Annotated in this window: 15 protein-coding genes and 2 pseudogenes; 7 read left to right on the top strand and 10 right to left on the bottom strand. The window is 68.9% G+C overall.

Annotated features, from left to right (window positions below; genetic code table 11):
- Position 1 precedes the first annotated feature (1 nt).
- Genes ACZ69Q_RS11810 through ACZ69Q_RS11825 form a run of 4 tightly spaced genes read left to right on the top strand, consistent with a single transcriptional unit; the run spans position 2 to position 6,792 of the window.
- Positions 2–2,296: a baseplate J/gp47 family protein gene (locus ACZ69Q_RS11810; RefSeq protein ID WP_471040386.1), complete on the top strand. Its 2,295-nt coding sequence runs from the start codon at positions 2–4 to the stop codon at positions 2,294–2,296.
- Complete coding sequence (locus ACZ69Q_RS11815; RefSeq protein ID WP_471040389.1) at positions 2,293–4,032, top strand: hypothetical protein; 1,740 nt, start codon at positions 2,293–2,295, stop codon at positions 4,030–4,032. Before ACZ69Q_RS11810 ends, ACZ69Q_RS11815 begins: the two co-directional genes overlap by 4 nt.
- A 1-nt stretch (position 4,033) precedes the next feature.
- On the top strand, positions 4,034–5,632 hold the full coding sequence (locus ACZ69Q_RS11820) for a phage tail protein (RefSeq protein WP_471040392.1): 1,599 nt from the start codon (positions 4,034–4,036) through the stop codon (positions 5,630–5,632).
- Between the two features lie 50 nt (positions 5,633–5,682).
- The gene (locus tag ACZ69Q_RS11825) at positions 5,683–6,792 is read left to right on the top strand and encodes a hypothetical protein (protein WP_471040395.1); all 1,110 of its coding nucleotides are present in this window, start codon (positions 5,683–5,685) and stop codon (positions 6,790–6,792) included.
- Between the two features lie 16 nt (positions 6,793–6,808).
- Here the strand turns inward: ACZ69Q_RS11825 and ACZ69Q_RS11830 are convergent, their stop codons facing one another.
- The 4 genes and pseudogenes from ACZ69Q_RS11830 to ACZ69Q_RS11845 all read right to left on the bottom strand — a co-directional run.
- Positions 6,809–9,331, bottom strand: coding sequence for an SMP-30/gluconolactonase/LRE family protein (locus ACZ69Q_RS11830; RefSeq protein WP_471040397.1), 2,523 nt, complete (start codon positions 9,329–9,331; stop codon positions 6,809–6,811).
- Positions 9,332–9,475: 144 nt separating this feature from the next.
- Positions 9,476–12,208, bottom strand: a complete 2,733-nt coding sequence (locus tag ACZ69Q_RS11835; protein ID WP_471040399.1) for an eCIS core domain-containing protein — start codon at positions 12,206–12,208, stop codon at positions 9,476–9,478.
- Entirely contained in the window at positions 12,208–12,768 is a 561-nt protein-coding gene (locus ACZ69Q_RS11840; protein ID WP_471040401.1) for a hypothetical protein, read from the bottom strand. Before ACZ69Q_RS11840 ends, ACZ69Q_RS11835 begins: the two co-directional genes overlap by 1 nt.
- Positions 12,769–12,934: 166 nt before the next feature.
- A pseudogene (locus ACZ69Q_RS11845) lies at positions 12,935–13,085 on the bottom strand (IS110 family transposase); the annotation flags it as partial.
- Positions 13,086–13,393: 308 nt separating this feature from the next.
- On the opposite strand from ACZ69Q_RS11845, the pseudogene ACZ69Q_RS11850 reads away from it, so the two are divergent.
- A pseudogene (locus ACZ69Q_RS11850) lies at positions 13,394–14,029 on the top strand (dienelactone hydrolase family protein).
- A 609-nt stretch (positions 14,030–14,638) separates the two neighbouring features.
- Here ACZ69Q_RS11850 and ACZ69Q_RS11855 read toward each other — a convergent pair.
- The 6 genes from ACZ69Q_RS11855 to ACZ69Q_RS11880 form a co-directional block, all read right to left on the bottom strand.
- Entirely contained in the window at positions 14,639–15,112 is a 474-nt protein-coding gene (locus tag ACZ69Q_RS11855) for a hypothetical protein (RefSeq protein WP_471040403.1), read from the bottom strand.
- Complete coding sequence (locus tag ACZ69Q_RS11860; RefSeq protein ID WP_471040405.1) at positions 15,109–16,416, bottom strand: hypothetical protein; 1,308 nt, start codon at positions 16,414–16,416, stop codon at positions 15,109–15,111. The genes ACZ69Q_RS11855 and ACZ69Q_RS11860 overlap by 4 nt, the downstream gene beginning before the upstream one ends.
- Positions 16,416–16,886: a hypothetical protein gene (locus ACZ69Q_RS11865; RefSeq protein WP_471040407.1), complete on the bottom strand. Its 471-nt coding sequence runs from the start codon at positions 16,884–16,886 to the stop codon at positions 16,416–16,418. The genes ACZ69Q_RS11860 and ACZ69Q_RS11865 overlap by 1 nt, the downstream gene beginning before the upstream one ends.
- A gap of 442 nt (positions 16,887–17,328) precedes the next feature.
- Positions 17,329–18,540 carry a S8 family peptidase gene (locus ACZ69Q_RS11870; RefSeq protein WP_471040409.1) on the bottom strand — a complete coding sequence of 404 codons (1,212 nt, stop codon included), beginning with the start codon at positions 18,538–18,540 and terminating at the stop codon, positions 17,329–17,331.
- A 435-nt stretch (positions 18,541–18,975) separates the two neighbouring features.
- Positions 18,976–19,920, bottom strand: coding sequence for an LLM class F420-dependent oxidoreductase (locus ACZ69Q_RS11875; RefSeq protein ID WP_471040411.1), 945 nt, complete (start codon positions 19,918–19,920; stop codon positions 18,976–18,978).
- Complete coding sequence (locus tag ACZ69Q_RS11880; protein WP_471040414.1) at positions 19,917–20,702, bottom strand: ABC transporter ATP-binding protein; 786 nt, start codon at positions 20,700–20,702, stop codon at positions 19,917–19,919. The genes ACZ69Q_RS11875 and ACZ69Q_RS11880 overlap by 4 nt, the downstream gene beginning before the upstream one ends.
- Before the next feature lie 272 nt (positions 20,703–20,974).
- On the opposite strand from ACZ69Q_RS11880, the gene ACZ69Q_RS11885 reads away from it, so the two are divergent.
- Entirely contained in the window at positions 20,975–22,000 is a 1,026-nt protein-coding gene (locus ACZ69Q_RS11885; RefSeq protein WP_471040416.1) for an ABC transporter substrate-binding protein, read from the top strand.
- 58 nt (positions 22,001–22,058) lie between these two features.
- Entirely contained in the window at positions 22,059–22,907 is an 849-nt protein-coding gene (locus tag ACZ69Q_RS11890) for an ABC transporter permease (protein WP_471040419.1), read from the top strand.
- The last annotated feature ends 258 nt before the right edge of the window (positions 22,908–23,165 follow it).

The raw sequence follows: 23,165 nt of genomic DNA on the forward strand, positions 1-23,165 counted from the left end.
GGTGCCCCTGCACCCGCCTGTGCTCGACACCCGCCGGTGGCCGGATCTGGTGGCCGAGGCCAGGGCGCTGATCCCTCTGGTCGCTCCGCGCTGGACCGACCAGAACGTCTCCGACCCGGGCATCGCCCTACTGGAGCTGCTGGCTTGGCACGTGGATGCCGATATGTACCGGGCGGGCCGCACCACGGACCGCCATCTGCGCAAACTCCTTGCCCTGATCGGTTATCCGCCACGGGGACCGCGCCCCGCGACAACCGTCATCACGGTGACCCGGGGCGCCGCCGGGACAGGGGAACTCCCCTCCGGCCTGACGCTGTCCGCCGGTCGCCCGGCGCGCGACGATCGGGAGACGCGGCCGTCCTTCAGGTTGACGACGCTGCACCCGGTCCGTCCTACTGGCGCCGCCCTCACGGTGGCGGGCGTGGACGACGGGACCGCCGACGAGGCGGAGTACGCCACGGGGTGGGTGGACCACACCGCGACTCTCGCAGCCGGCGTCCCGTACCCCGCCCTGGGCCGGGACCCCGGCCCGGGCGCCGCGCTCGTGCTCGGGCTGGACCGCCAGCTTCCCGCCGGAACAAGGCTGTCCCTGTACCTCGGCATCGACCAGGGCCGGCACCGGGGAGACGGAGCGTCCCCCGCCCGTCGGGAAGACGGCCTTGAAACCGCCCACCACGATGCCGTGGTCGTGTGGGAGGTACGCCGCACAGGTGCATGGCAGCGCTTGGACGCGGCCGATGTGGTCGACGGCACCCGTGCGCTTTCCCGTGGTGCGGGCGTCCTGCTCCACTTCCCGCAGCCGGTGGCGCGAGAGGCACTGGGAGTCCTTCCCGAGCGGGCCTGGATCCGCTGCCGCCTGGACCGCGGGCGGCTCGACTCGGCACCGATCCTGACCGGGATCGCCGTGGACGCCGTCCGTGCCGAACTGGCCGTTGCGGCCGTCGGGTCCTTCGCTGTCGCCACCGGCGTCACCCCGTCCGGCGGCCCCATGCCACAACCGCCTGCGCGGGCCAAGCTCATCGTGTCCGTGGACGCCCAGCAACGGGTCAATGGGCTGCGCCTGGGAGGGGAGACGGAGGAGGGGCCCGTGGTCCGCGTCCTCGACTGGCAGCCGCCCGAGGGCGATGTGGAGGGCCGTCTGGTGATCGAAGCTGTCGTCGCGGGTGTGGGCGACGGCACTCCCGAGCAGTGTTTCGCCCTGCCCGTGGACGGGACCGTGCCGGCGGAGCGTGCCGAGGTGTGGCTGTGCTCACCCGGCCTGACGGCGCGCCGGGTGACCCTGGTGCCCGATCTCGACGCGTCGGGACGCTCCGACCGGCACGCCGTGCTCGAACCGTCCACGGGTGTGCTCACCTTCGGAGACGGGCGCCGGGGTGCCGTGCCCGAGGCTGCCGAGACCGTGCTGGCAACATGCTCGGTCGGCGGCGGGGGCGACGAGGGTGTGCCCGCGCCAGGCGTTCCGTGGGGCCTGGAACCGGGACCGCGCAACCGTGCGCTGCTGGGACGGCCGACGGTACCGGGCGAGTTGACGGCCACGTTGGCCATCGCGCCCACGGACGGCGCCGCGTCCGAGGACGTGGCCGCCGCGGCCGCCCGTGCCGAGCGGGCGCTGGGGGTCCACGAGCGGCTGTGCGCAGCCCTCGCCGGAGCCGGAGCGTCCTCCCTGGACGACCTCGACCGCGACTTGGTCCTCAGTCTGGATGTTCCCGAACGGGCCGTGACTCTGGCCGACTTCGAGCGGTGCGCACTCGCCACTCCCGGAACCTCCCTCGCACGGGCGCGGGCCTTCTCGGAAACGGACCCTCGGGTGCCGGGCCTCCGGGCAGCGGGATGCGTCACCGTGGTGATCGTTCCGGAACTGCCCGAGGCACGGCCCGAACCCTCGGCGGGACTGCTTGACGCCGTCCGCTCCTGGCTCGAGGCACGCCGGACCGTCGGCACTCGCGTCTTTGTCGCCGGTCCGGGCTATGTCCCGGTCGCGGCAGAGGTGACGGCGGTTCTCCGGCCCGGTGCCGACCGGGCGGCCACCGCCGAGGCGTCCAAGGCGGCCTTGGACCGATTCCTCCATCCCCTCACGGGTGGCCCGAGGGGCGGCGGCTGGCCCTTCGGCCGGGACGTCCACCGCAGCGAAGTGATGCAAGTGCTCGAAGACATCCCCGGTGTGGATCACATCACCGGCCTGGCGTTCCCCACCGCGGCCGGCGACCGCCGTCATTCCGGCGTGCCCGTGCCGGCCGGCTCCCTGGTGGTGCCAGGCGCCCATAGCGTCAACATCGCGCAGGAGGCAGGGACATGACCGCCGTGGAGCGCATCACCTTCGAACACGGCCAGCCGCTGCGTTCCGTAGACCTGACCGATCTCTTCCGCCCGCTGGACGTGGGCCTCGCCGACCATGTCCGGTCAGCTCACCACTGCCGGGGTGTCCTGATCGGCCTCGAACTGAAGCTGCGGACGGCCCCGAAGACGACCCTCAACGTCACACCGGGCGTCGCCGTCACCGCCGACGGCGACATGCTGATCCTGACGGAGCCTCACGCGCTGGTGCCGGGCGACACCCCGGTCACCGTGGTGCTGCGGGCCGTCGGCACAGGCCCGCGTGCCCGGCCGTGGCTCCTCGGACCCGCAACGTCGGTTGAGCCGGCCACGGATGTCGTCCTCGGCCGTTTCACGCCGGAGCCCGTCGCTGTGGAGACCATCGGCCTGCGAACCGTCGCCCAGCGCCCCGGCACCACACAGTTGCTGACCGGTCGGCTGTCCCAGGCCGCGGCTCCACCGTCCGGTACGCATCTGTGCTGGCAGGCGACCGTGTCCCTGCCCCGCGACTTGCCCGCAGCCCCCACGGTGGTGATCGCTTCCCTGGACGGACCACCGCCGATGGCGGCCATCACCACCACCATCGAGGTCTCGGAGGAGGGCCGCGGCAGCTTCAAGCTGCTGGTACGCCACGGGCGGCGGACGGGTGAGATCGAGAGGCTGGCTCCGGTGAGCAGGGCTTCCGTCGAGATCGTCTGGACGGCCTTCGTCGACGTGCCACCGGTGGCTATCGGCTCCATTCCCCTCCCGACCGATACCTCGGTATCGGCGGCCGTTCCCGACGAAAGAACGGAGAACATGACCATGGCCGAACCGACCGCCCCGCTGCCGTCGGTGTCCCGTCCGGCCTTCTTCGAGCACCAGGTGCTGGCGGCCTCCGACCTGATAGAGCTGGTTCGCACCGAACGAGCGCTGCGCGAACTCCACCACCGAACCCTGCACGGTTGGGGCATCAGCCGCGGGGTCGAGGTAATCGGTGAGGTCGGCAGCCCTACGGTGGTGGTGAAGCCCGGGTACGCGCTGGACGCCGTCGGCCGGGAGTTGTTGCTGACCCGGTCGGTGGAACTGAGCGTGCCGGCGACGGCCAGTGAGCTGGAGGAGTTCCATCTGGTCATGCGCTGGACGGAGGACGACGAGGCCGCTGTGCACATCCGTGAGGGTGCGGCGGCGTCCCCCGGCGCCGTGCGGTTGGACAACGAACCCACCTTGCAATGGCTGCCCAAGGAACCGGTTCGCAATGGTTTCGACCTGGTGCTGGCCACCGTGCTGATCCGGGACTGCAAGCTCACGGCGCCGCCCGACGGGTTGCTGCGCCGGCCGCTGAAGGTCTCCCCCCATGTGGCGGCCGGCGCAACAGTACCCGGCCGTACGGAGTGGACGCTGGTCAAGACGGCCGGCGGGTCGGTGGTGGGGGTGCGGACGCAGATCGACACCCGATCCGGCGGGTTCACCGGCTCTCCGACCTATCTGGTGCGCTTGGAAGGCAAAAGGGAGACGTCAGGGCCCCAGGCCATCCTGGACGGCACCCCCTACGTCGAGAGCTCCGGCGTCAACAGCCTGACGGTGGTCGTCCCTCTCCATTCGGGTCAGACCGCGACCGACCCCGATGCCGTAGGACCGGTGGATCTCAACCCGGACTCACTCCTCAACGAGGAGCTTCCGACCCGTGTGGGGAAGTCGCTCGAATGGCGAGTGGCCTGGGTCGGCGTGGAGAACTGACGTGCCCGAGGAGACGCCCTACCGGTGGCTGAACCGGGAAGGCCGCTGGCCCGGCGCGTCCGTCACCACGCTCCGTGGGGAAGGCGACACGAAGCTGCTACCCGTCATAGGGCTCCCCGTCGGGGAGCCCTGGGCGCCCTTCACGTTCCTGCCCACCGACGGCACCGTCGAGGTGCGAGCGGAGGCCGACGGCAGTGTGACCGTCATCGACACGGGTCGTCAGCGTGTCGTCCGGGTGAGCGAGGACGGCCGGGCAGCGGTGGCCGAGGGTGCGCAGGTGCCCCCTGCGGTCACGGAGGACCCGGCTCTGCTTGCCGCGCGTACCCGGGTGGCCGGGGTGGCCGCCGTACCGGCCCCCGATGGCTGGGGGTCCGGTTTCGTGGCAGTCACAGCCTCGGGCGAGGTTTTTCTCGTGCCAGACGAAACGACAGAGCCCGCACAGCGGCTGGCCGAGGTGGCCGCGGGCCTGGCCGGTGTCGCCGTCGACCATCGTGGACGGCTGCTGCTGGCCGGTCCGGAGGGGCTGTACCGGCCCTCCGCACCGCTGAGGGCGGCCCGGGGCGTGATCGTCCTGCCCGCACCGGGCGTCCGTGGTAAGGCCCGCTGGGACCGGTTGCAGGTCGAACTCGCCGAACCGGCACCCCCCGGTACGCACGTACGCGTCTGGTCGCTCGTGTCCGGCACCCCCCACGGCCCGGACGTTCCCCCTCCCAACCCGCCCAGCCCTGCTCAACGCGGCACCGTGGATCCGGACCATGCACCGGTGCCCACTCTCGCCGAGCGGTGGCGGGCCGGCCCGCTGGACTGCCTCGATGCACGCGTGCTCGCGGTGCCGCAGGACATCGCGCCCGCGTTGTGGGTGGCCGTCGAGCTCATCGGAGACGGCCGGATGACACCCAGGTTGAGCGATGTGCGCGTCATGCGCATTGGACGGGGTCTGCTAGATCAGATGCCCGGCGTGTACGTGGGAGACGATGACGGCAGCGGCCCGCTGGGGCGGCTGCTGGGGCTCTTCTCCTCGATGTACGCGGAAGTGACAAAGGAGCTGGACCGGTTGCCCGAGCTGCTCGACCCGGCGGTGGCTCCGGACCGGGAGGACGCACCCTGGCTGTCGCGCCTCGCCGCATGGGTGGACGCCGGCTTGGACGCGCTCGACCCGCAAGCGCCCTCGTCGACGGTACGGCAGCGGCGTGAGCAAGTGGCCCGAGCGGTCGCCGCCCACGCCCGGCGGGGTACTCCGGCGGGACTTGTGGAAGCGGTACGTCGTGAGGTGGGCGGTGTGGAGGTGGAAATTCGCGAGCCGCTGCTCGACGCCGGGGTCTGGAAGTTGGGCGACCCCACGAGTTCACTTCTGGGATCCACCACCCGGCTCGCTGTGCGGCCGGAATCGCCTGTGCTCGGCAGCACGGCCGTTCTGGACAACTCCTGGCTGATCGACGCGAGGGACCGCGGGCTTCCCCTGTACGCGGAGACCGCGCACCGGGTTCAGGTGCTGGTCCCGGCCGAGCACGCACCCGCACTCGCGGCCGTGCGGCGAGTCGTCGCCCGAGAGCGGCCGGCCCACGTGATCGCCGAGGTAGTGCTGAAACCGGCGCAGTAGATCTTCGGCCTCGTCGCCGCAAGCAGGAGAACACGAGAGAGAGGAACCCCATGTCCGCACCTGTCGAGGAATCCCAACGCCCGCTCTGGTTCACCGGGCAGCTCGTCGGTCCGGAGGATCTCGGCCAGTGGAACACCTGGGCCCTGGCACGAAAACGCCGGCACAACCGGCTGCTGCACGGCTGGGGTCTGGTGTTCGGGGCGGACGTCAAACCGGCGCGGACGCCGCAGGACTCCCCGATCCCGGGAACCGTGGACATCTCACCCGGCTTCGTTCTGTCCCCGCAGGGCGACGAGATTGCCATCGAGAGCTCGGTGCGCGTGGACGTACGCACGCTTCCGCCAGTCGGCCCGTCCGGAGCCCTGGACCCGGCACGCCAGTTCTTCGTCGCGGTGCGGTACGACGAGAGCCGCGATGGCGCGGCTGAGCAGACCCGTATGACGGAGGGCTTCGAACTCGGGCTACTGGAGGCCCTGCCGGAGATCTACACGGCTCCGGTACCGGGACCTGTGCCGGGCGGGCAGCCCGCGCCGCCGGAGACTTCCGAGCCATGGGTAGTGCTCGCCGGCATCCGCGTTCCCGCGGCCGGTGGGGTGACCCTGGACCAGACTTTCCGGCGCTTCGTCCCACAATTGCGGCCCGCTGGAGAATCCGGCCCGTCCCAGCCGGTCGGTCTCACTCTCACCCTGACACCCAATCTGATGTGGATGAAAGACGACTTCGTGCGCGCTTGGACGCACGAGGACGGTCGTGCGGCCACACGTGCGCCGAGCGTCTTCCCCTCATCTCCCACAGTGGGCGACATCACCAGTTCGGGGATGATGAGTGTGGCTCTCCCCCAGGACAGTCTGATCTCCCAACTGAAGGCGTCGGGCAGCAAGGCGTCCGACCGCAACCTGACCATCACGCTCTCCCGCAAGGAGATCGCACGCAACGGCGCCGACGGCGCCACCGAACCCATCGCCGTGGTGCGGGTGCCCAAGGACCCCAATCAGGTGTTCTTCGACATGACTGCCGATGCCACACCCGAGCGGAGGCAGGTCGACAACACCAGGTTCCGCTATTACATCGTCGCCGAGGCGGTCAAGACGACGGAAGTCGACACCGCTCTCAAGGGAAAGGCCTTCATCAACGATTTCCGCATCGTCTATACGGCGTGAAGGAGCCGACGGGGGGTCACAACTCCACGACCGTCACCACGTTGGTGGAAGGGTCGGTCACATAGAGCCGGCGGCCGTCGGGAGCCAGGCAGACACCGCTGGCGGCAGCCCCCAGCTTGATCCGCTCGCCGATCTCCGCCGGCGTGCGCGGGTCCACGATTGCCACGCTGCGCTCTCCGGGGAGCGTGACGAACAGCTTCTCCCCGTCCTCGGCCATGGCGAGCCCGAAGGGGGTGGGGAGGTCCACGGCTCCGGTCACGTTCTGCTGTTCGATGTCTACCGCCAGTACCTTCTGTGCCTGTGCGTCGGCCACGTAGAGCACCTTGCCGTCAGGGGAAACGGCCAGGCCGCGCAGCAGAAGGCCGATGTTCTCCATGGTCCTGATCACGTTGCCGTCATCCACGTTCACCACGGCGATGCTGCCGTTGAAGCCGTCGGCCACATAGAGCGGCGTGCCCTCAGGGCCCACAGCGACGCCGACGGGCTCGCCTCCGACGGTGAACGGAGCGCCGACGACGGCCTTCGCGTCCAGGTCGATCACGGAGACAGTCCCGGATGCAGAGTTGGCCACGTAAGCGCGCCCTGTCTGGGGGGACACCGCGATGCCTGTCGGTCTGGAGTCGACGTCGAGCGTCGTCTCCTGCGTCTGGACCACCGAGACGGTACCGATCGTCGAGCTGGCGACATACAGGCGCCCGTCCGCCGCTTCGGCCATGGAGTCCGGGTCGGAGCAGGCCAGGAACCGCCTGCCCGGCTTGCCGGTGCCGATATCCACCTCGGTCACGTGGCTGTCGTTGGAGCCCGCGACGAACAGTCTTTGCCCGTCACGACTGACCACCACAGCGCCGGGGCCGCCGGGGATCGTGATTGGTTCACCGACGGTCGTGGCGGAATCGGGATCGACGACGGTGATCGTGTCGGTGCTCGGGCTGGTGACAAAGACAGAGCCGTCGGGGCTCACAGCCATTCCTCGCGCGCCGTCGATGCGGACCAGTTGGGGGTCGGGCACCCCGTTCGGGTGGACGACGAACACACCACCGACGTCCGGATCCGTGACCAGCACGCGGGGTCCGTTCCCCGCCAACGCCAAATCCTCCACAAGCGGCACGACCGGTTGTACCTCCGGCGGGAACTCCAGGTCCGCCTCCAATGTCTCGCTGGAGTACGCGGTGAACGTACCTTGTTCCGGGTTGTTGACGTAGACACGATCTCCGTCCGTCGCCAGGCATCGGCGCGGCTGCGAGGTGGGACGCACGGAAATGTGATCCGCCACCGAACGGTCCCCGGTATCGATCACCGACAGCCGGTCGGGCCCGACGGCATAGACGCGTTCACGACTCGGGTCCGTCGCCAAGTCGAGTGGTCTTTCCGCGAATTCAGGACTCATGACTTCGATGACTCCGGCCACCTCGTCGGTGAAGGAGTCGATCACGACTACCTGCCCTCCCACAGCGTCGGCGACGTACACGTCGTTCCCGCCCCCCGGAGCCTCCACCGCGACCGGCCGCCAACCGACCGGGATCCGGGTGTCCGGATTGCTGATGACGGACACCGCGTTCCCTTCCGGGAGGGTGGCGAAGAGATGCCGGCCGTCTGGGCTGACGGCCACGCCCTGCGACTTACGCGCCGTGGCAACCGCACTGTATCGGGTCGGGAAGACCAGCACTGAATGGCCTTCGAACGAGGAGGCATAGAGGCGCTCCCCGTCGGGGGCCATCACCAGGCGGTCCACCCCTTCCGCGGCGAACTCGCGGATTACGGACATGTCCGCGGTGTCGATGACGGCGACGGTCTGCGTGGACTGGGAGACGTACAGGCGGGTGCCGTCGGGAGACAGAGCCACGTCCTGCGGTTCGGAGCCGACCTTGACCTCGCCCGTCACCTCAGACCCGTCGACGTCGACGACGCGCAAGGTTCCCGAATCCATACAGGGCACGAACACATGCCCACCGCTGGGATGGACCGCGAGACCGAAGATCCCCTCCATGTCCGCACCGACGGTGATCCCGTCGCCTGTCATGGTCTCCGTATCGACTACCACGAGCGCCCCGCCGTTCTCGTCAGCCGCGTAGATGCGATCGCCCGTGGGCGACATCGCGAGAATGGACGGGAGGACTTCGATCTCGAAGGTGTCGATCACCGTGTTCTCAACGGTGTCGATCACCGCGATACCCATAGCGCTGTCCAGCGGCACAGTGCCCAGTGACACGTAGGCGAGTCGCCCGTCGGGGGCGACGACACCTCCGGAGGGACGACCGCCGAGGCTGATCGTGCTCGTCACCGAACGAGCTGCGGTGTCCACGACCGCGACCTCGCCTTCCCCCACCGTCGCGTACAGGCGGCCGTCGGGCAGAAGGGTGGCGTACCGTCGCAGGTCGGGACAGGCGATCTTGGCCGCCACCCGGCCAGTGGCCGTATCGATCTCGCAGATGACGTCGTCGTCGGCGCAGACCACATAGAGCAGGCGACCGTCGCGGGACATCAGCAGCTTGTCCGGCTGGTGGCCGAGGGGGATGCGGGTCGGATTGAGGTCGGGCATGACACCAGCATGCGATCGGCTCGCGGGTCTCGCAGTGTGCACAGCGGGCTGACCCGCGAGTTCCCCCGTGTGGATCAGCATGGTGGGCTTGCAGCGAGGACTCGCGCATGCGGCACCCACGGACTGGCGGACGATCGACTGCCATCAGCGCAGCTTCAGCGTTCTCCGGGCCTCGCTGAAGAAATCTCTGAACCGGTAGTCGACGTAGGCGCGGCCTTCGAAGATGCGATTGCGGATGAACTGGAGCTGTCGTTGGGAGCCCTCCGGCAGTGAACCGTCACGGGCACCGCGTTCCAGGTCGGCATCGAGTCGGTCGTAGATCTTGTCCCACTCACGGCGAATGGCGCTCTGGTGCAGTTGGGCGGGACGGCCCTTCCTGGGACGTTCCTTAAGGAGCACGATGTCCTCGCCGCCCCCCGGCGTGTGCACCTCCAGCAGGTCGGTCATCTCCTTGGTCCACTGTGCACGTGGCGTCTGCTTTCCCTGGGCCAGCAGATGTGCTTCGTGTGGGGTGATCTCCGCAGGAATGGGGCGGATGTTCTTGTCCTGAAGCAGCTCGCCCGGAGCGAAGGCCTCGGGATACCTGTCGAGTACCTGCAGCTCGATGGCATGGTGGAGTTCCTCGCCCGATCGCGCGCCGAATCTGCGGGCCTGCTCGGGGCGGATCTGCTTCGCCCAGTCCTTGCGAGCTTCCTTGGCCACGCTGTGCGACTGCCTCGCCATACGAAGCTTGGTCTTGGCCCGTCTGATGGCTGTGTCAGCCTGCGCGAGTTTGTCCTGATGGTTCTTCGCGGCCTTGTTCCAGTGGCGCACGGAGCGCTCAGCCCTCTCGAGCTTCTTCCGGGCACTTCCGACCTTTTGTTTGGCTCTTGCGAGGGCCTTCTCTCCTTTCTCGGCCGACGCGAGAGCCCGCTCCGCCCGGACCCGGCCCGCCGGCTTCCGTGACCGGGGCCCTGCCGGCTTGCGCGGCTGCGCCTGTGCCGCCTCCTCGGCTGCAGCCTTGGCGGCCCTCCTGGCGCTCTGGCGTGCGCTGCGAGCCTCGGCTCTGGCAGAGGCGAGCGCTGCCCGAGCCTCGCTGACATCTGCGGCGGCCTGCTCCTGCCGGACTGCCGCGTCCTGCGCCTTGCCGCGCGCCTTCGTCAAACTCTCCAGACGATCGCCCTTCTTCTTCTCGGCAGCCGCCAGTCTCCCCTCCGCCGCGGCCACCCGCCGCTTGGAGGGGCGGGGCACCGGCCGGGGGCGCCTGCTCGCTTTGGGCTGGGGGGCCGCGGCGCCGGCGAGGGTGGCCAGTGCCGCCGCTGCCGCAGCCGTGGTGTCACCGCCCAATGCCAGGGCCGTACCTGCAGCGACAGTCGCCTGCCCGGCGTGTCCGACGGCCTTGCCCAGTGGCGACCCGACGGCGGGTGCCACCTTGCCCGTCGCAGCGCCGACGACCGCGCCCGCCGCACCGCCCACAGCCCCGGCAGCGGCCGACGTCCCAGCCCGTTCCAGTCCGGGCAGCAGGTTTTCCTCTGTCGCCTGCTTCAGCGTCTTGCCCTCGACGGTCACGGCGGCCGTCGTCTCGACGGCCGTCTCCCCCACTCCCACGACCGCTGCGGTCGTCGCCGCCGCACCCCCTTGGCGCAGCGCGTTCTGGCCCAGCGTCAGGCCCTTGGTCCCCACGCCGAAGGCCTTGCCCACCCCCGGAGCCACCGCTCCCGTGGCAGCGTCGACCACCACGCTGCGTGGATCGACGGCCGCTTTGAGGGCGCCCCGCACATCCACCTCGCCCCGGCCACCGGCCTGGCGGGAGGCTCGCCGGGACGCCACCGCGTGTGTCCCGCCACGGATGGCGCCTCCGATGACCACCGAGGACACCGCGCCCGTTGCCGCGGCGGCGCCGATGGCCGGCGCCGCGACGACCGCTGCCAGTCCGATCTCGACGGCGAAGGCCGCGTCGCGGACGATCTCGAGGTCGCCTTTGAGTTTGGCCGCACCCTCGATCGTGGCCGCAAGGAAGTCGTTCCACTGCTTCTGAGCTGCCCTCAGCGCGGCGTCCGCCGACTTCAGCAGCCGTCCCGCCTCGGCGAGGTTTCCGGCATCGAGCGCCTTGCGCGCCTCGGCGGCCTGAGTGCGGGGTGGATCCCAGATGTGCAGCGGGGGCGGCACGATGCCGCCCCAGATATTGGCGGCGACGCCGATCAGTCGCTGCGGTTTGCTCGCGATGTCGCCGAAGGACTCGGCGTGCCACTCGTTCAGATGCCGGGCGTGTGTCGCACGCCCGACGTCCCCGATGCCCTCCAGCCGGGTGATGGCCTGGCGAACGCGGCGGTCGGCCGCGCCCCGTCTCTCCCGGTACTCCTGCTCGGTGAGTCGGACCACGGTGCCGTGCTCGTCGCGGTACTCGTACATGGGAACGGTCGCGACGACGACCGGCTCTTTCGTCGCCTTGCGGGCGACACCAACCGGTGAGGTGACGGACACGGCAGCGGGCAGCCCGGCGGCCGCGAGGGCACCTGCATGATCGGCATCGGTTTCCGCGGCGATGCCGGCCTGCGGACCGAGCGGGACCGTCGTGCCGTTCCGGCCACCGGCGTGCCTCTGTTGAAGGACATGCGCCACTTCATGGGCCAGCAGCGCTCGGCCGATCGGTGAATACGGGTCGAAACGGCCCGGCGCGAAGACCACATGACGGCCCAGCGCATACGCCTGGGCGTCCATACGAGCCGCGGTGGTGGCCGCGGGAAGGTCGGTGTGGACCATCACGTCGCTCAGTGAAGTGCCGAAGGCCCGCTCCAGCGGGGCGCGCACATGGGCGTCCAGCGGACGGGCCTGGTCTGGCGCGCGAGAGTCGAGCATGGCCATCAGGGAGCCGCCGGCGTGCGACGCCTGGGACATCACAGGACGCCCTCCTGGGTTACCCCCGCTGGTTCAGGGCGGGCGGGGCCGGGTTCGTGGCGCTCCGACTCGTTGGCCCGCACGACGGTCTCATGAGGCACGGAGCCGGTTCCGATGGCGGCCGGCGGCACGACCCTGAGGATGCCGTTCGGGGTGAGCCCGTCATGCAGTGCGCACCGGGCGATCGAGGCGAAGTAAACGTAGGCGGGACGCGGCAGCGTTCGTAGCCAGGCGGTCCGGCCGATCGCCGGATCGAGATCCGCGGCCAGGGCGAGACCCACCGTGCAGAGATCGCAGGCTTTGAACCCCTGATTGTGCAGCGGCTCGGTGACATGGCCCGGAAGAGTTGGCAGCCTCGCCTCCAGGACCAGCGGCGACGGTCCCGACGACGCAACGTTGGTGGGCTTCGGTGTGGGCAGGAGGCCCTCCGGCGGAACACCTTCCGACACATCGCCTTCCCGTGCGGTGGCCCCATCGATGGCCACGGCAAGCAGGTCGGCGCCCCATCGCCAAAATGCCGAGAGATCGGGTCCCTGGTGGAATGTGGCTGATGGCGACATAGAACAGGCTTTCCCTGAGCGGTAGCCCCTTTTCTCAACCGTCGGGGACGATATTCAGCCACTGACGAGGTGGAGACCCAGCGGAGCGGCCCTGCCGCCATTTCGCCCGCGGGGCCAGCCGTGTCTGTCGTACCTCTATGGGCTTCGTCAAGCCGTGGCGGGAGTCGGGGGGCTCATAGAAGGTGCCATCTCGGATCATGGCGACGAGCACGTCGATGCGCCGTCGGGCGATCAGGGCTGCGACGTGGTGCTTTCCTTCGCGGCACTTCCTGTCGTAATAGGCCCCGTGTCTCTGGTTGTGAGAGTGAGGCGAACGCGAGGGGTGTCCTTCGAACGGGAGTCACGATGTCCTGTCGCATGCGACGCGTGTCGGTTCTCAGCCAATCGAGGTATCCGCTCGGGCTGCAGTGCCGACGTCGGCTCATATCCTTTTGGGCTACGCTGTGCGGCTATGAATACCGGGACGGCCTTGCGCCACACACGGATCGGTGACCCGGTGCTCTTCTGAGCGCCGTACGGGCCGGTTTGGGCCCGCTGTTCGATCGAGGATGTTGCGCTGCTGCGCGGGCTCCGCCTCTGTCGTGTTGATCAAAGGCTCTGCACATCAACCACGACAGGAGCATTCATGCCCACCAAGACGCTGCACATTCCCACCGCGGACGGCCAGGCCGACGCCTTCGCTGCCTTCCCCGACCACGGCGAGTGGCACCCAGGGGTGCTGATGTACGCGGACGGCTTCGGCATCCGGCCCGTGCTGCGGGAGATGGCCCGCGAACTGGCCGGGCACGGCTACTACGTGCTCGTCCCCAACTCCTTCTACCGGCACGGCCCGGCGCCGCTGGTCGAGCTTCCCGAGTTCATCGGAGAGAGGTCCGGGCCGCGGTCTTCGCCCATCTGATGCCCCTGATCGAGGCGCACACCGCCGAACGTGTTCTGAGCGACGCCGACGCCTACCTCAGGTTCCTCACCACTTGCCGTCGCCGCGTTCCACGGGCCGGTGGGCGTCGACGGGGCCAACCTCTTTTCCAAGCTCACCGCCCAGGTCCACCTCGGCCACGCCGAAGGCGACGTGACACCTGAGGCCCTCGGCGAGGTCAACCAGGCCCTGGATGCGGCAGGTGTCGGCTACACCTCCGAGATCTACCCCGGCACCATCCACGGCTTCACCATGTCCGACACCGACGCTTATAGCTCCTCCGGGCTGAAGCGCCACTGGGATCGCCTGCTCCCCCTTCTGGACCGCACCCTGGCCAACAGTTGAGGCTCCAGCCCGGAAACCAAGGCTGAAACGGCCGCGACCAACGGACGGCATGGCGGGCCACACCGATGTCTCCATGGCCGTGGCCCGCCTCTATCGCGAACGAGACTTCCGCCAGGTCGCTTGAGAACCCCGAGCCTCCGCGGTCGCAAACGATCTGGCATCCCAGCTCGTCAACGCCCCACCATGTGACAGCCGCGGTCCGGCAGGACACTCGATCGGGCGATTGCGTCTGGTGCCGGGCATGAGAACAGGGTCTCTTGGTAGCTCGGAGGGTGTCTACGTCAACTTGCCTTCCAGGAGGCTCTGTTGCTGCAGTTGGATGCCACTGCGGAGACGGAGTCCACTTCGCTCACTCTCGCGTGTGACTGTCTGGCTCACCGGTTCGGGATCAACCACCGTCACCTCGTCGCTCCCCCCGCCGCGCTGAACGACACCGTCACCATCCTGCCACCACGGGCGGGGCTGCACGGCAACTTGGGCGCTGCCAAGGGTCTTTCACCGGCCGATCCACGAACGGCTCAGAGAGCGCCGGCGTCGCTGGGGCGGCACAACCACGAGGGATGGGTTCGGAGCTGAAGGATCCCGACCTGCCGACCTGTTTCCGGACCTTCAGCTTGCGTCGGTGCCCCTGGCCCTGATGGTGATCCGCGCGTAGTCGTACCCGCCTGGCTCGGGCGCCGGGTTGTAGGTGATCGTAAACGTTCGCCGTACGTCGCCGAAGCGGTCGGAGTACGTCACCGCAGACGGGCTGGTGCGCTTCGGCTTGGCGGTGATGTCGTACGTACGAAGGAAGTCCTTGATGCTCGAGTCCTGGCTGTTGCCCACCTCGTACCGGAGCACCGCGGTGCCGTCCTTCTCCACCTTGGCGTACGTCGGTATGTAGTAGCGCCCCGCGGATTGATGCTGATCGTGGTGCATCCCCGCCGCGCGCTCCACTGCCTCCTTCGGACCGTCACCGGCCGGCGTGAGCAGCGCGACGGCCGCCCAAGTGATCGCGCCGAGCGTCCACACCACACACAAGGCCAGGAACCACACCAGCCACCTGCGCCGGCGCGGCTTCGTGGGGCCCGTATCCGTACTCACCCGTTCCATGTGCGTACTTCGCTCTGCCCGCCCATGTCGTACTCCTTGGCCTGACCCGACTGGTGCAGCCTGGCCATTTGGGCGTCCGACACGTTTCCCATCGCGGGTACCGGAGTCGCCTTGTTCGCGTCCCAGTTGTAGCGGTCGTACACGTGGGTCTGGTAACGGATCGTGGTTTTGGGTTCGCCGTCCGGGCCCGGGACGACCTCGACCTGGGCGACGGTGTTGTAGTGGAAGGAGCCGACCGCGTGATACCAGTCGGGGTCCTTCTCGGCGGTCCAGCCCTGCCAGCCCGTCTGCTGGACGTACTTCACGGGCTTCCCGGTGCGCTCGTATTCGGCGAGGGCCTGCGCCTCCCAGTTGGGGGCGTTCTCCGCGAGCTGGGCTTCTACGTTGCGGTTCATGTCCGGGAGGTCGCTCATCAATGCGTCCACGTCGATGTCGAGCGGTTCCCCGGTGTTGGAGAGGTAGTGCAGCATGTGCTTGGCCGACTGAGGGCCGCCGAGCACCGCGGGGGAACCCATGGCGAAGAAGCCCATCTTGTTCTTGATGGCACGGTCCTCGTCCGTGGCCTCGCGGGTGTTGTAGTCGCCAGAACCCTCGTCGGGCGCGGGCGGCGGGAGCAGCACTCCGCCCGCACCGGAGAAGACGCGGTTCAGATTCTTGGCGCCCTCGGTGTCGGCCTTGACTGCGGACTCGGTCTGTTCGTCCAGGACGGTGTACGCCACCGCCTGCTTGATGCGTTCGAGTTCGTAGCCGGTGTGCTCGTTGACGTCGGCGGCGTAGCTGAGGGCGGCGGTCGCGCGGGTGAGGAGGCTGTCCGCGTTCTCCTGATCCTGCCGTGCCGCCCCCGCGCTGTCCGGGTCATTTGGCGGGTAGTCCCGCTCGGGAACGGTGACGCCTCCGCTGTTGTGCAGCGTCAGGTCCTTCGACCGGGCCATCTCCTGAGCCTCGTCGAGCCAGGTACGGGCGAGCTTGAACCCGCTCTTCGCCGCTTCGAGGGTGGCTGCGGCAGCCTTTGACTCGCGGTGTGCGATGGTCAATTCGTCATGGAGTACGGACAGTTGAATGCGGGCCATCATGGCGGCTGGGCCCGCCCAGACGAAGGGCAGCTTGAGCAGGACGTTCTGGACGTGGTCCCGGGCCTCGGTGGCCGCCGCGGCCAGGTCACCCCACTCGCCTGCCGCCCGCGACCAGGCCTCTGGACGTACGTCTTCCAGTTCCCCGACCGTGATGTTCTGCCGCTCCACGGCATCGGGATGCTCGTGGTCCTGGCCCTCCGGCCGGTCGGTGAGCGACGCCATTACGCATCCCCCTCGAGCGAGACAAGGATCGCCTGGAAATCCTGTGCCGTGCGCTCTTCTTGAGTCGTGTAATTCGTGTGCGTCTGGCGCATCTTGTCGGCCAGTGAGCGGCATTGCTTGGCGAGGCGGGTGACTTCGTCGTCCCAGTCGCCCGTTGTCGATTTGAGCATGCGTCCGCTGGTGAGCATGTCGTGAATACGCGCTGTGGTGTCGGATTCCGCCAGGCCCTTGTCCGCCTTCTCCAGGATCTGGGCGGCCAGGTCCAACTCGTCTGCCATCTTGCCGAGTTCGGCGTTGCTCACGCCGTAGCCGTTGTCGTCGGCGCTGCCGGCCTGGGTTGCGGGGGCGCTGCTCGGGCCGGCGGCTGCCGACATGGCCTGAATGCCGTTGTGATTGAAGCCGGGGTCAGGGTTCGTCCCGGGTGCGGGATTCCAGTCGCGGACGTCGGTGGGGCCGTCCGCGGCGGGCATCTGGTGTGGCTGGTCCGCCGGTTGAGAGTTGCGGGAGTCAGGGCCGGTACGGGCGTCCGGGCCGGCGTCTGGTGCGGGCGTGCCCAGACGGTAGCTGGTCCGGGGATCCGGGCTGGTGTTCGGCGCGGATATGGGCGCCACCGAATCAGGCTCTGTACTCACACTTCCCCCTGTGTCGACGCGGGCCCGCTGCGGGGCAGCACGCTTCAACGACTTTGCGATCACTCGTGGTTGGACCCTAACCGCTCGGAGTCACGCCGATCAAAGAGGCGCCGTCATCCTGATCCACATGCTGAGAGGGAACTCCGGCACGCCAGGTCGAACGCGGCGCCGCCAGTCGTCGCGCAGGGCACCACCCCTTGCCACGACGCGGCCCGCCGGTGCCGCTACGCAAGCGCAGCGGCACCGGCGGGCCCAGTGTCCTGTGTGGGTCTACCTGGGTCTACTCGGTCACCTTCAGCAGCTTGTTGGGCGTTCCGCTGCTCGGGTTGGTGATCTTGTCGCCGGTTGCCGCGCCGGTGAGCGCGGTGGCGACCTGAGCGGGAGTGGCGTCCGGGTGACCGGCCAGGTAGACGGCGGCGGCTCCAGTGACGTGGGGGGTGGCCATGGAGGTGCCGGAGATCGTCTTGGTCCCCTGGTCGCTGTCGTTCCAGTCGGAGGTGATGTCCGAGCCGGGCGCGTACAGGTCCACGATCGAGCCGAAGTTGGAGAAGTCCGACTGGGCGTCGTCCTTGGTGCTGGACGCGACCGTGATGGCCTCGGCGACCCGGGCCGGTGAGCCCTGCCCCGCGTCCGCCGACTCGTTACCGGCGGCGACCGCGAAGGTGACGCCCGAGGCGATGGCCTTCTTGACCGCCTCGTCGAGAGCGGGGTCCGCGCCGCCGCCGAGGCTCATGTTGGCCACCGAGGGGCCCTGGTGGTTCTGGGTCACCCAGTCGATGCCGGCGACGACCTGTTCGGTGGTGCCCGAGCCGTTGTCGTCGAGCACACGGACCGCGACGATCTTGGCCTTCTTGGCCACCCCATGGGCGGCGCCGGCGATGGTTCCGGCCACGTGGGTGCCGTGGCCGTTGCCATCGTCGGCCGTGTCGTCGTTGTCGACGGCGTCGAACCCGGAGGCGGCTCGGCCCTCGAAGTCCTTGTGGCTGATGCGTACGCCGGTGTCGATGACGTACGCGGTCACCCCTTCCCCGGCCTTGTCCGGGTAGGTGTACTTGCTGTCGCCGGCCGTGTCCTGCTGGTCTATGCGGTCCAGGCCCCAGGACGGCGGGTTGTCCTGGGTGGCATTGATGTGGAATCTCTTGTTCTGGACCACCTTGGACACCGTGGGGTCGGCCGCGAGGCGCTTGGCCTCCGTCTCGGTCAGGCTGTCGGCGGAGAAGCCGTTGACCGCCGAGCCGTAGGTCCGGCTGACCTTGCCACCGTACTCGGCGGCCAGATCCCGCTTCTCAGCCGTGGACGCCTTCTGGTCCAGAAGGACGATGTAGCTTCCGGCCACGGCTCCTTCGGCGTTCAGACCGTAGACGGTGCCCTCCGCGGGCTGTCCCGCCTGGGCAATGGGGGACACGTAAAGGCCGGTGCCGACGACGGTTGCGACGGCCGCGATCGCGGTGACGATCTTGGCCTTGCCTGAGCGTTTGTGATGCGCCGTCAAGAGGGGTCTCCTCGTGAAGTGGGGGGATTTGCGTTCGAACGGCAGCGCTGCGCGTGCTCAGGAGAGTGCCGACTTGTCGCGAGCAGATCAATCTCTGGATGTGGCCACGACGCCCGACGGATGGTCGATCTACACGGGATTCACGCACATTCGAAGCAACCCGAGCGCAAGTGTGCAGCGCTGAACGCTGGTTGAATCACCAAGGAACGGTCCAGGATTATCTGTGCCGATTTCTTCACCGGTCACTCACGTGCGGTGGCGTTGAGCGTCACCTTGCACAGCGCGTGCGGGTGTCGCGGGCAAGGAACAGAGGCGGCATGGTGGTCGCGGTGGGCCGACACGGACGCGGAACCCGGCCAGCCCCATGCGTGATCGCGGAGGCACCAAGGCGGCCCTTGCGGCTCCGGCGCCACAGTGTGCGGCGGCCTCCACGCTCTACATCTGCGGGAGCACCTCACCGGCGATGAGTTCGAGGTGGTCGAGGTCATGGAAGTCGATCAGTCGCAGATGGATACGGCTCGCGCCGATCGCGGAGAACTCGCCGAGCCGCTCCACGAGCTGGGCCGGGGATCCGACCACCGGATCCTCCGGCGGCAGCGCGCTCTTGACATGCAGCGGCGCGGCCCGCCGTTGCGCCTCCGCGTCGGTACGGCCGATGGCGACCACGACCCCGGCCGAGAGCACCAGCGGTGGCTGACCGGCGTCGGCCCGTCCGGTCCGGTCGCACGCCTCGGCAACCCGCTGGTACGCCCGGGCCGTCTCCGCCACCGACTTGAAGGGCATGTTGAACTCGTCGGCATACCGAGCGGCCAGCTCCGGGGTGCGCTTGGGGCCGCGGCCCCCGACGATGATCGGCGGCGCCGGCACCTGCACGGGCTTCGGCAGGGCAGGCGAGTCGACCAGTTGGTAGTGGTCGCCGCGATAGCTGAAGCTCTCACCGACCGGTGTCCGCCACAGGCCGGTGATCACCGCCAGTTGTTCCTCCAGCCGATCGAAGCGCTCCGGGACGGGTGGGAACGGGATGCCGTACGAGGTGTGTTCCCGTTCGTACCATCCCGCGCCGAGGCCCAGCTCGACCCGTCCCCCGCTCATCCGGTCGACCTGCGCCACCGTCATGGCAAGCGGGCCCGGCAGCCTGAAGGTGGCCGAGGTGACCAGGGTGCCCAGCCGGATCCGGGACGTCTCCCGGGCGAGCGCGCCCAGCGTGAGCCACGCGTCGGTAGGGCCTGGCAGCCCGGGACCGGCACCCATCGCCTGGAAGTGATCGGCCCGGAAGAAGCCCTCGAACCCGCCGGCTTCGACGAGCTGGGCGAAGCGCAGTTGATCCTCGTAGCCGGCGCCGCGGTGCGGCTCGGTGAAGACACAGATCCGCAGGCTCATCGCCCCTCCCTTTCGGCCGACGTGGATGTGTCCCGTTCCATCAGCAGCTCGTGCAGATCGGCGCTGCACCGGGCCACTTCGCCCAGGTGCGCGGTTCGGCCCAGCGTTCTCGGCCGGGGAATGGCGACGTCGACGATCTTGCGGATCCGGCCCGGGCGCGGGCTGAGCACCACCACCCGGTCGGCGAGCAGCACCGCCTCGTCTATCGAGTGGGTGACGAAGACGACTGTTGACGAGTTTTCGATGTGGATGCGCTGCAGCTCCACCGCGAGGTCCGCGCGGGTCAGCGCGTCGAGCGCGGAGAACGGTTCGTCCATGAGCATCACCCGGGGCTCGCCCATCAGCGACCGGCACAGTGAGACGCGTTGCTGCATACCGCCGGAGAGCTCGTGCGGCCGGTGCTTCTCGAAGCCGTTCAGTCCGGCCGTCTCCAGCAACCGCTTCGCCCGGTCGCGGTACTCGGCCTTGTTCCAGCCGAAGATCTCCACGGGCAGCAGGACGTTGTCGAGGACGGATCGCCAGGGCAGTAGTGCCGGTCGCTGGAACAGCATGGCGACATCCCGCCGTGCTCCGGTGACTCGCTCGCCGCCGATGGCGATCTCGCCCTCGGTGACCGGCAGTAGCCCTGCGATCAGCCGGAGCAGTGTGGACTTGCCGCACCCTGACCGGCCCACCACCGCCACGAACTCACCCTCGGCGATGTGAAGGCCGATGTCCTGGAGCGCCACCGTCGAACCGGACCGGCTGGTGAAGCTGCGGGACACACCGGTGAGTCTGATCATCCGGCGGTCTCCCCATCCACTGGCGATCGCCATGTCGGCAGGTTCGTGACGCCCAGTCAGGCTACCCGCTGCCCGCCTCTCGGCGGTACCTGTCGTCCTGTCGGTACATTCCCCAGCCGCCCCACACCTGGCCCACAACTACCCATCCCTCGTACGCTGTTGCCCGCACGAAGTGTCATGCCCGCGGCGGTTTTGTCACGCCGTTCTGCCTCGTCTGTCTCGACGCCCCTCCGCCGGCGCAGTCGGCGGTCGGAAAGGACAACACTGTGCGCATGATCAGGTTCGCCCGTACGGTCGCCGCGGTAGCCCTGACCACCGCGCTGGCGCTGGTGGCGGGATGTGGCGGCTCGGATTCCGACGCAGGTGCCGGTGAAGACGGCAAGGCGCTGAAGAAGGTGACCTACCTGACCTCTTTCGGCAACTTCGGCCGGGACGCGTACGCCTGGGTCGCGAAGGACAAGGGGTTCTTCGAAGAGGCCGGCTTCGACGTGGAGATCAAGCCGGGCCAGGGCACGGGCGGCGTGATTCCGGCCGTCGTGAGTGGCCAGGCGCAGTTCGGCCCGATCGACCTGACGGGAGGGCTGCTGCACATGGGCAGCGGTCAGGCGAAGGACTTCGTCGCGGTGGCCGCAATCCAGCAGCGCACCATGGCCGCGATCGCCACCACCCAGGGCAGCGGCATCGCCACTCCGAAGGACCTCGAGGGCAAACGGCTCGCCGACGCGCCCGGCTCTGTCGTGCGCAACCTCTTCCCGACGTACGCCCGACTGGCCGGTGTGAACGCCGACAAGGTGACCTGGGTCAACGGCGAGGCACAGACCCTGATGGGCACGCTTGCCGGCGGCTCGGTGGACGGCATCGGCCAGTTCGTGGTGGGTAAGCCGACCATCGAGGCGGTGACGAAGAAGAAGGCCGTCCTGCTGCCGTACAGCGACGTGATATCCGACCTGTACGGCAACGTGCTGATCACGTCCAAGAAGATCGCCGAGCAGGATCCTGAGATGGTGAAGCGGTTCACCGATGCGCTGCTCAAGGGCTTGGAGTACAGCCTCGCCAACGCGAAGGAGGCCGCCGAGATCCTTGAGCGGAACGTGGACGCCACGAATCCGACCGCCGCGGCCGCCGAGTTGGAGTTGATGGCCGAGTACGTCACGCCGGGCGGTTCGGGCACGGCACTCGGGACGCTGGACTCCGCGCGTGTCGCGAGGAGCATCGCGATCCTGGAGCGAGCGGGCGCGCTGCGGCAAGGAATGACCCCTGAGCGGATCATCGACTTCGACCTGGTGCCGAAAGCCTGATCGCGCCGCGCTGGAGAAGGGCCGCATGGGAGAAGGGCCGCGCTGGGAGAAGGATGGGATGACCGAACTCTCGAAGCCGCAGCAGGTCTCGGCGGCGGGCCAGGAGCCGGTGCCCGTGCCGCGAGTCGGTCCACGGCGCAGGACGGGCCTCGGCGTCGTGCTGCTGCCTTTGGCCGGGCTGCTGGTCGCGCTCGGCGTGTGGTGGCTCCTCACCTCGGTGCTGGAGTTGATCCACCCGGCTGTGCTGCCTCCGCCAGGTGCCGTGCTCTCGGCGTTCGCCGCAGCCCCGGTCCGGTTCCTGGAACATGCCGGCGACACCACCGTGGAGACGGTTGTCGGGTTCGTGCTCTCCAGCGGCTGCGGTGTTCTGATCGGACTGTCACTGGCGGGCTCGCGGGTACTGGAGCGGATGTTCACGCCGCTGCTGGTCGCCGTCAACGCGGTTCCGAAGATCGCGCTCGGGCCGCTGTTGGTGGGAGCCCTCGGTTGGGGGCAGAAGCCGGTCCTGACCATGGTCTTCCTGCTCTGCTTCTTCCCGATCGTGCTGTCCACCGCAACCGGCCTCACGTCGACCCCGGCGGACCTGGCCGAGTTGGCGCGCTCGCTGGACGCCTCGCGCTGGCAGGCGTTCCGGAAGGTACGGTTGCCCGCCGCACTGCCGCAGATCTTCGTCGGGCTCAAGGTGGCCATGCCTCTTGCCGCGATCGGCGCGGTCATCGGCGAGTTCCAGGCCGGTGAGAGCGGGCTGGGCTATCTGATCGTGCAGGCGGGCGGGGTCGGCGACACCGCCACCGCCTGGGCCGCGATCATCCTGATCGGACTGATGAGCATCCTGCTCTACTTCGCTTTGGTGTTGTTGGAACGGTTCGCCCTGCCCTGGGTCAGGGACACCACCTCGCGCGGCTGAACCGGCTGGGCTCGAACACGAGGCCCGCGTTCCGGCGGCCTCCCTCGGGGAAACGGACGAGGCACTGGCAGCGCCGACCGACGGCTGCTCTCGCAGATCGCCCCGCACCGCGTCGGCGTCCTGGACAGGTCAGCCGTGAGGTCACCCGCCGATCGTCGCATCCCCCGGCTTTCGTGCCGCCCCGTGCCGCCGGTGACCGCACGGGGCGAACATCTGTTGCTAAGGCGGTCTCCAGCAACGGGAGTGAGTTGCTCCCGG

The organism is Streptomyces sp. NPDC036764, from assembly GCF_055609385.1.

Bases quoted from the DNA above. Each gene is read 5' to 3' on its own strand.
- ACZ69Q_RS11815 (WP_471040389.1), top strand. From the start codon at position 2,293: ATGACCGCCGTGGAGCGCATCACCTTCGAACACGGCCAGCCGCTGCGT.
- ACZ69Q_RS11825 (WP_471040395.1), top strand. From the start codon at position 5,683: ATGTCCGCACCTGTCGAGGAATCCCAACGCCCGCTCTGGTTCACCGGG.
- ACZ69Q_RS11830 (WP_471040397.1), bottom strand. From the start codon at position 9,331: ATGCCCGACCTCAATCCGACCCGCATCCCCCTCGGCCACCAGCCGGAC.
- ACZ69Q_RS11835 (WP_471040399.1), bottom strand. From the start codon at position 12,208: ATGTCCCAGGCGTCGCACGCCGGCGGCTCCCTGATGGCCATGCTCGAC.
- ACZ69Q_RS11840 (WP_471040401.1), bottom strand. From the start codon at position 12,768: ATGTCGCCATCAGCCACATTCCACCAGGGACCCGATCTCTCGGCATTT.
- ACZ69Q_RS11860 (WP_471040405.1), bottom strand. From the start codon at position 16,416: ATGGCGTCGCTCACCGACCGGCCGGAGGGCCAGGACCACGAGCATCCC.
- ACZ69Q_RS11865 (WP_471040407.1), bottom strand. From the start codon at position 16,886: ATGCCCGCCGCGGACGGCCCCACCGACGTCCGCGACTGGAATCCCGCA.
- ACZ69Q_RS11875 (WP_471040411.1), bottom strand. From the start codon at position 19,920: ATGAGCCTGCGGATCTGTGTCTTCACCGAGCCGCACCGCGGCGCCGGC.
- ACZ69Q_RS11880 (WP_471040414.1), bottom strand. From the start codon at position 20,702: ATGATCAGACTCACCGGTGTGTCCCGCAGCTTCACCAGCCGGTCCGGT.
- ACZ69Q_RS11885 (WP_471040416.1), top strand. From the start codon at position 20,975: ATGATCAGGTTCGCCCGTACGGTCGCCGCGGTAGCCCTGACCACCGCG.
- ACZ69Q_RS11890 (WP_471040419.1), top strand. From the start codon at position 22,059: ATGACCGAACTCTCGAAGCCGCAGCAGGTCTCGGCGGCGGGCCAGGAG.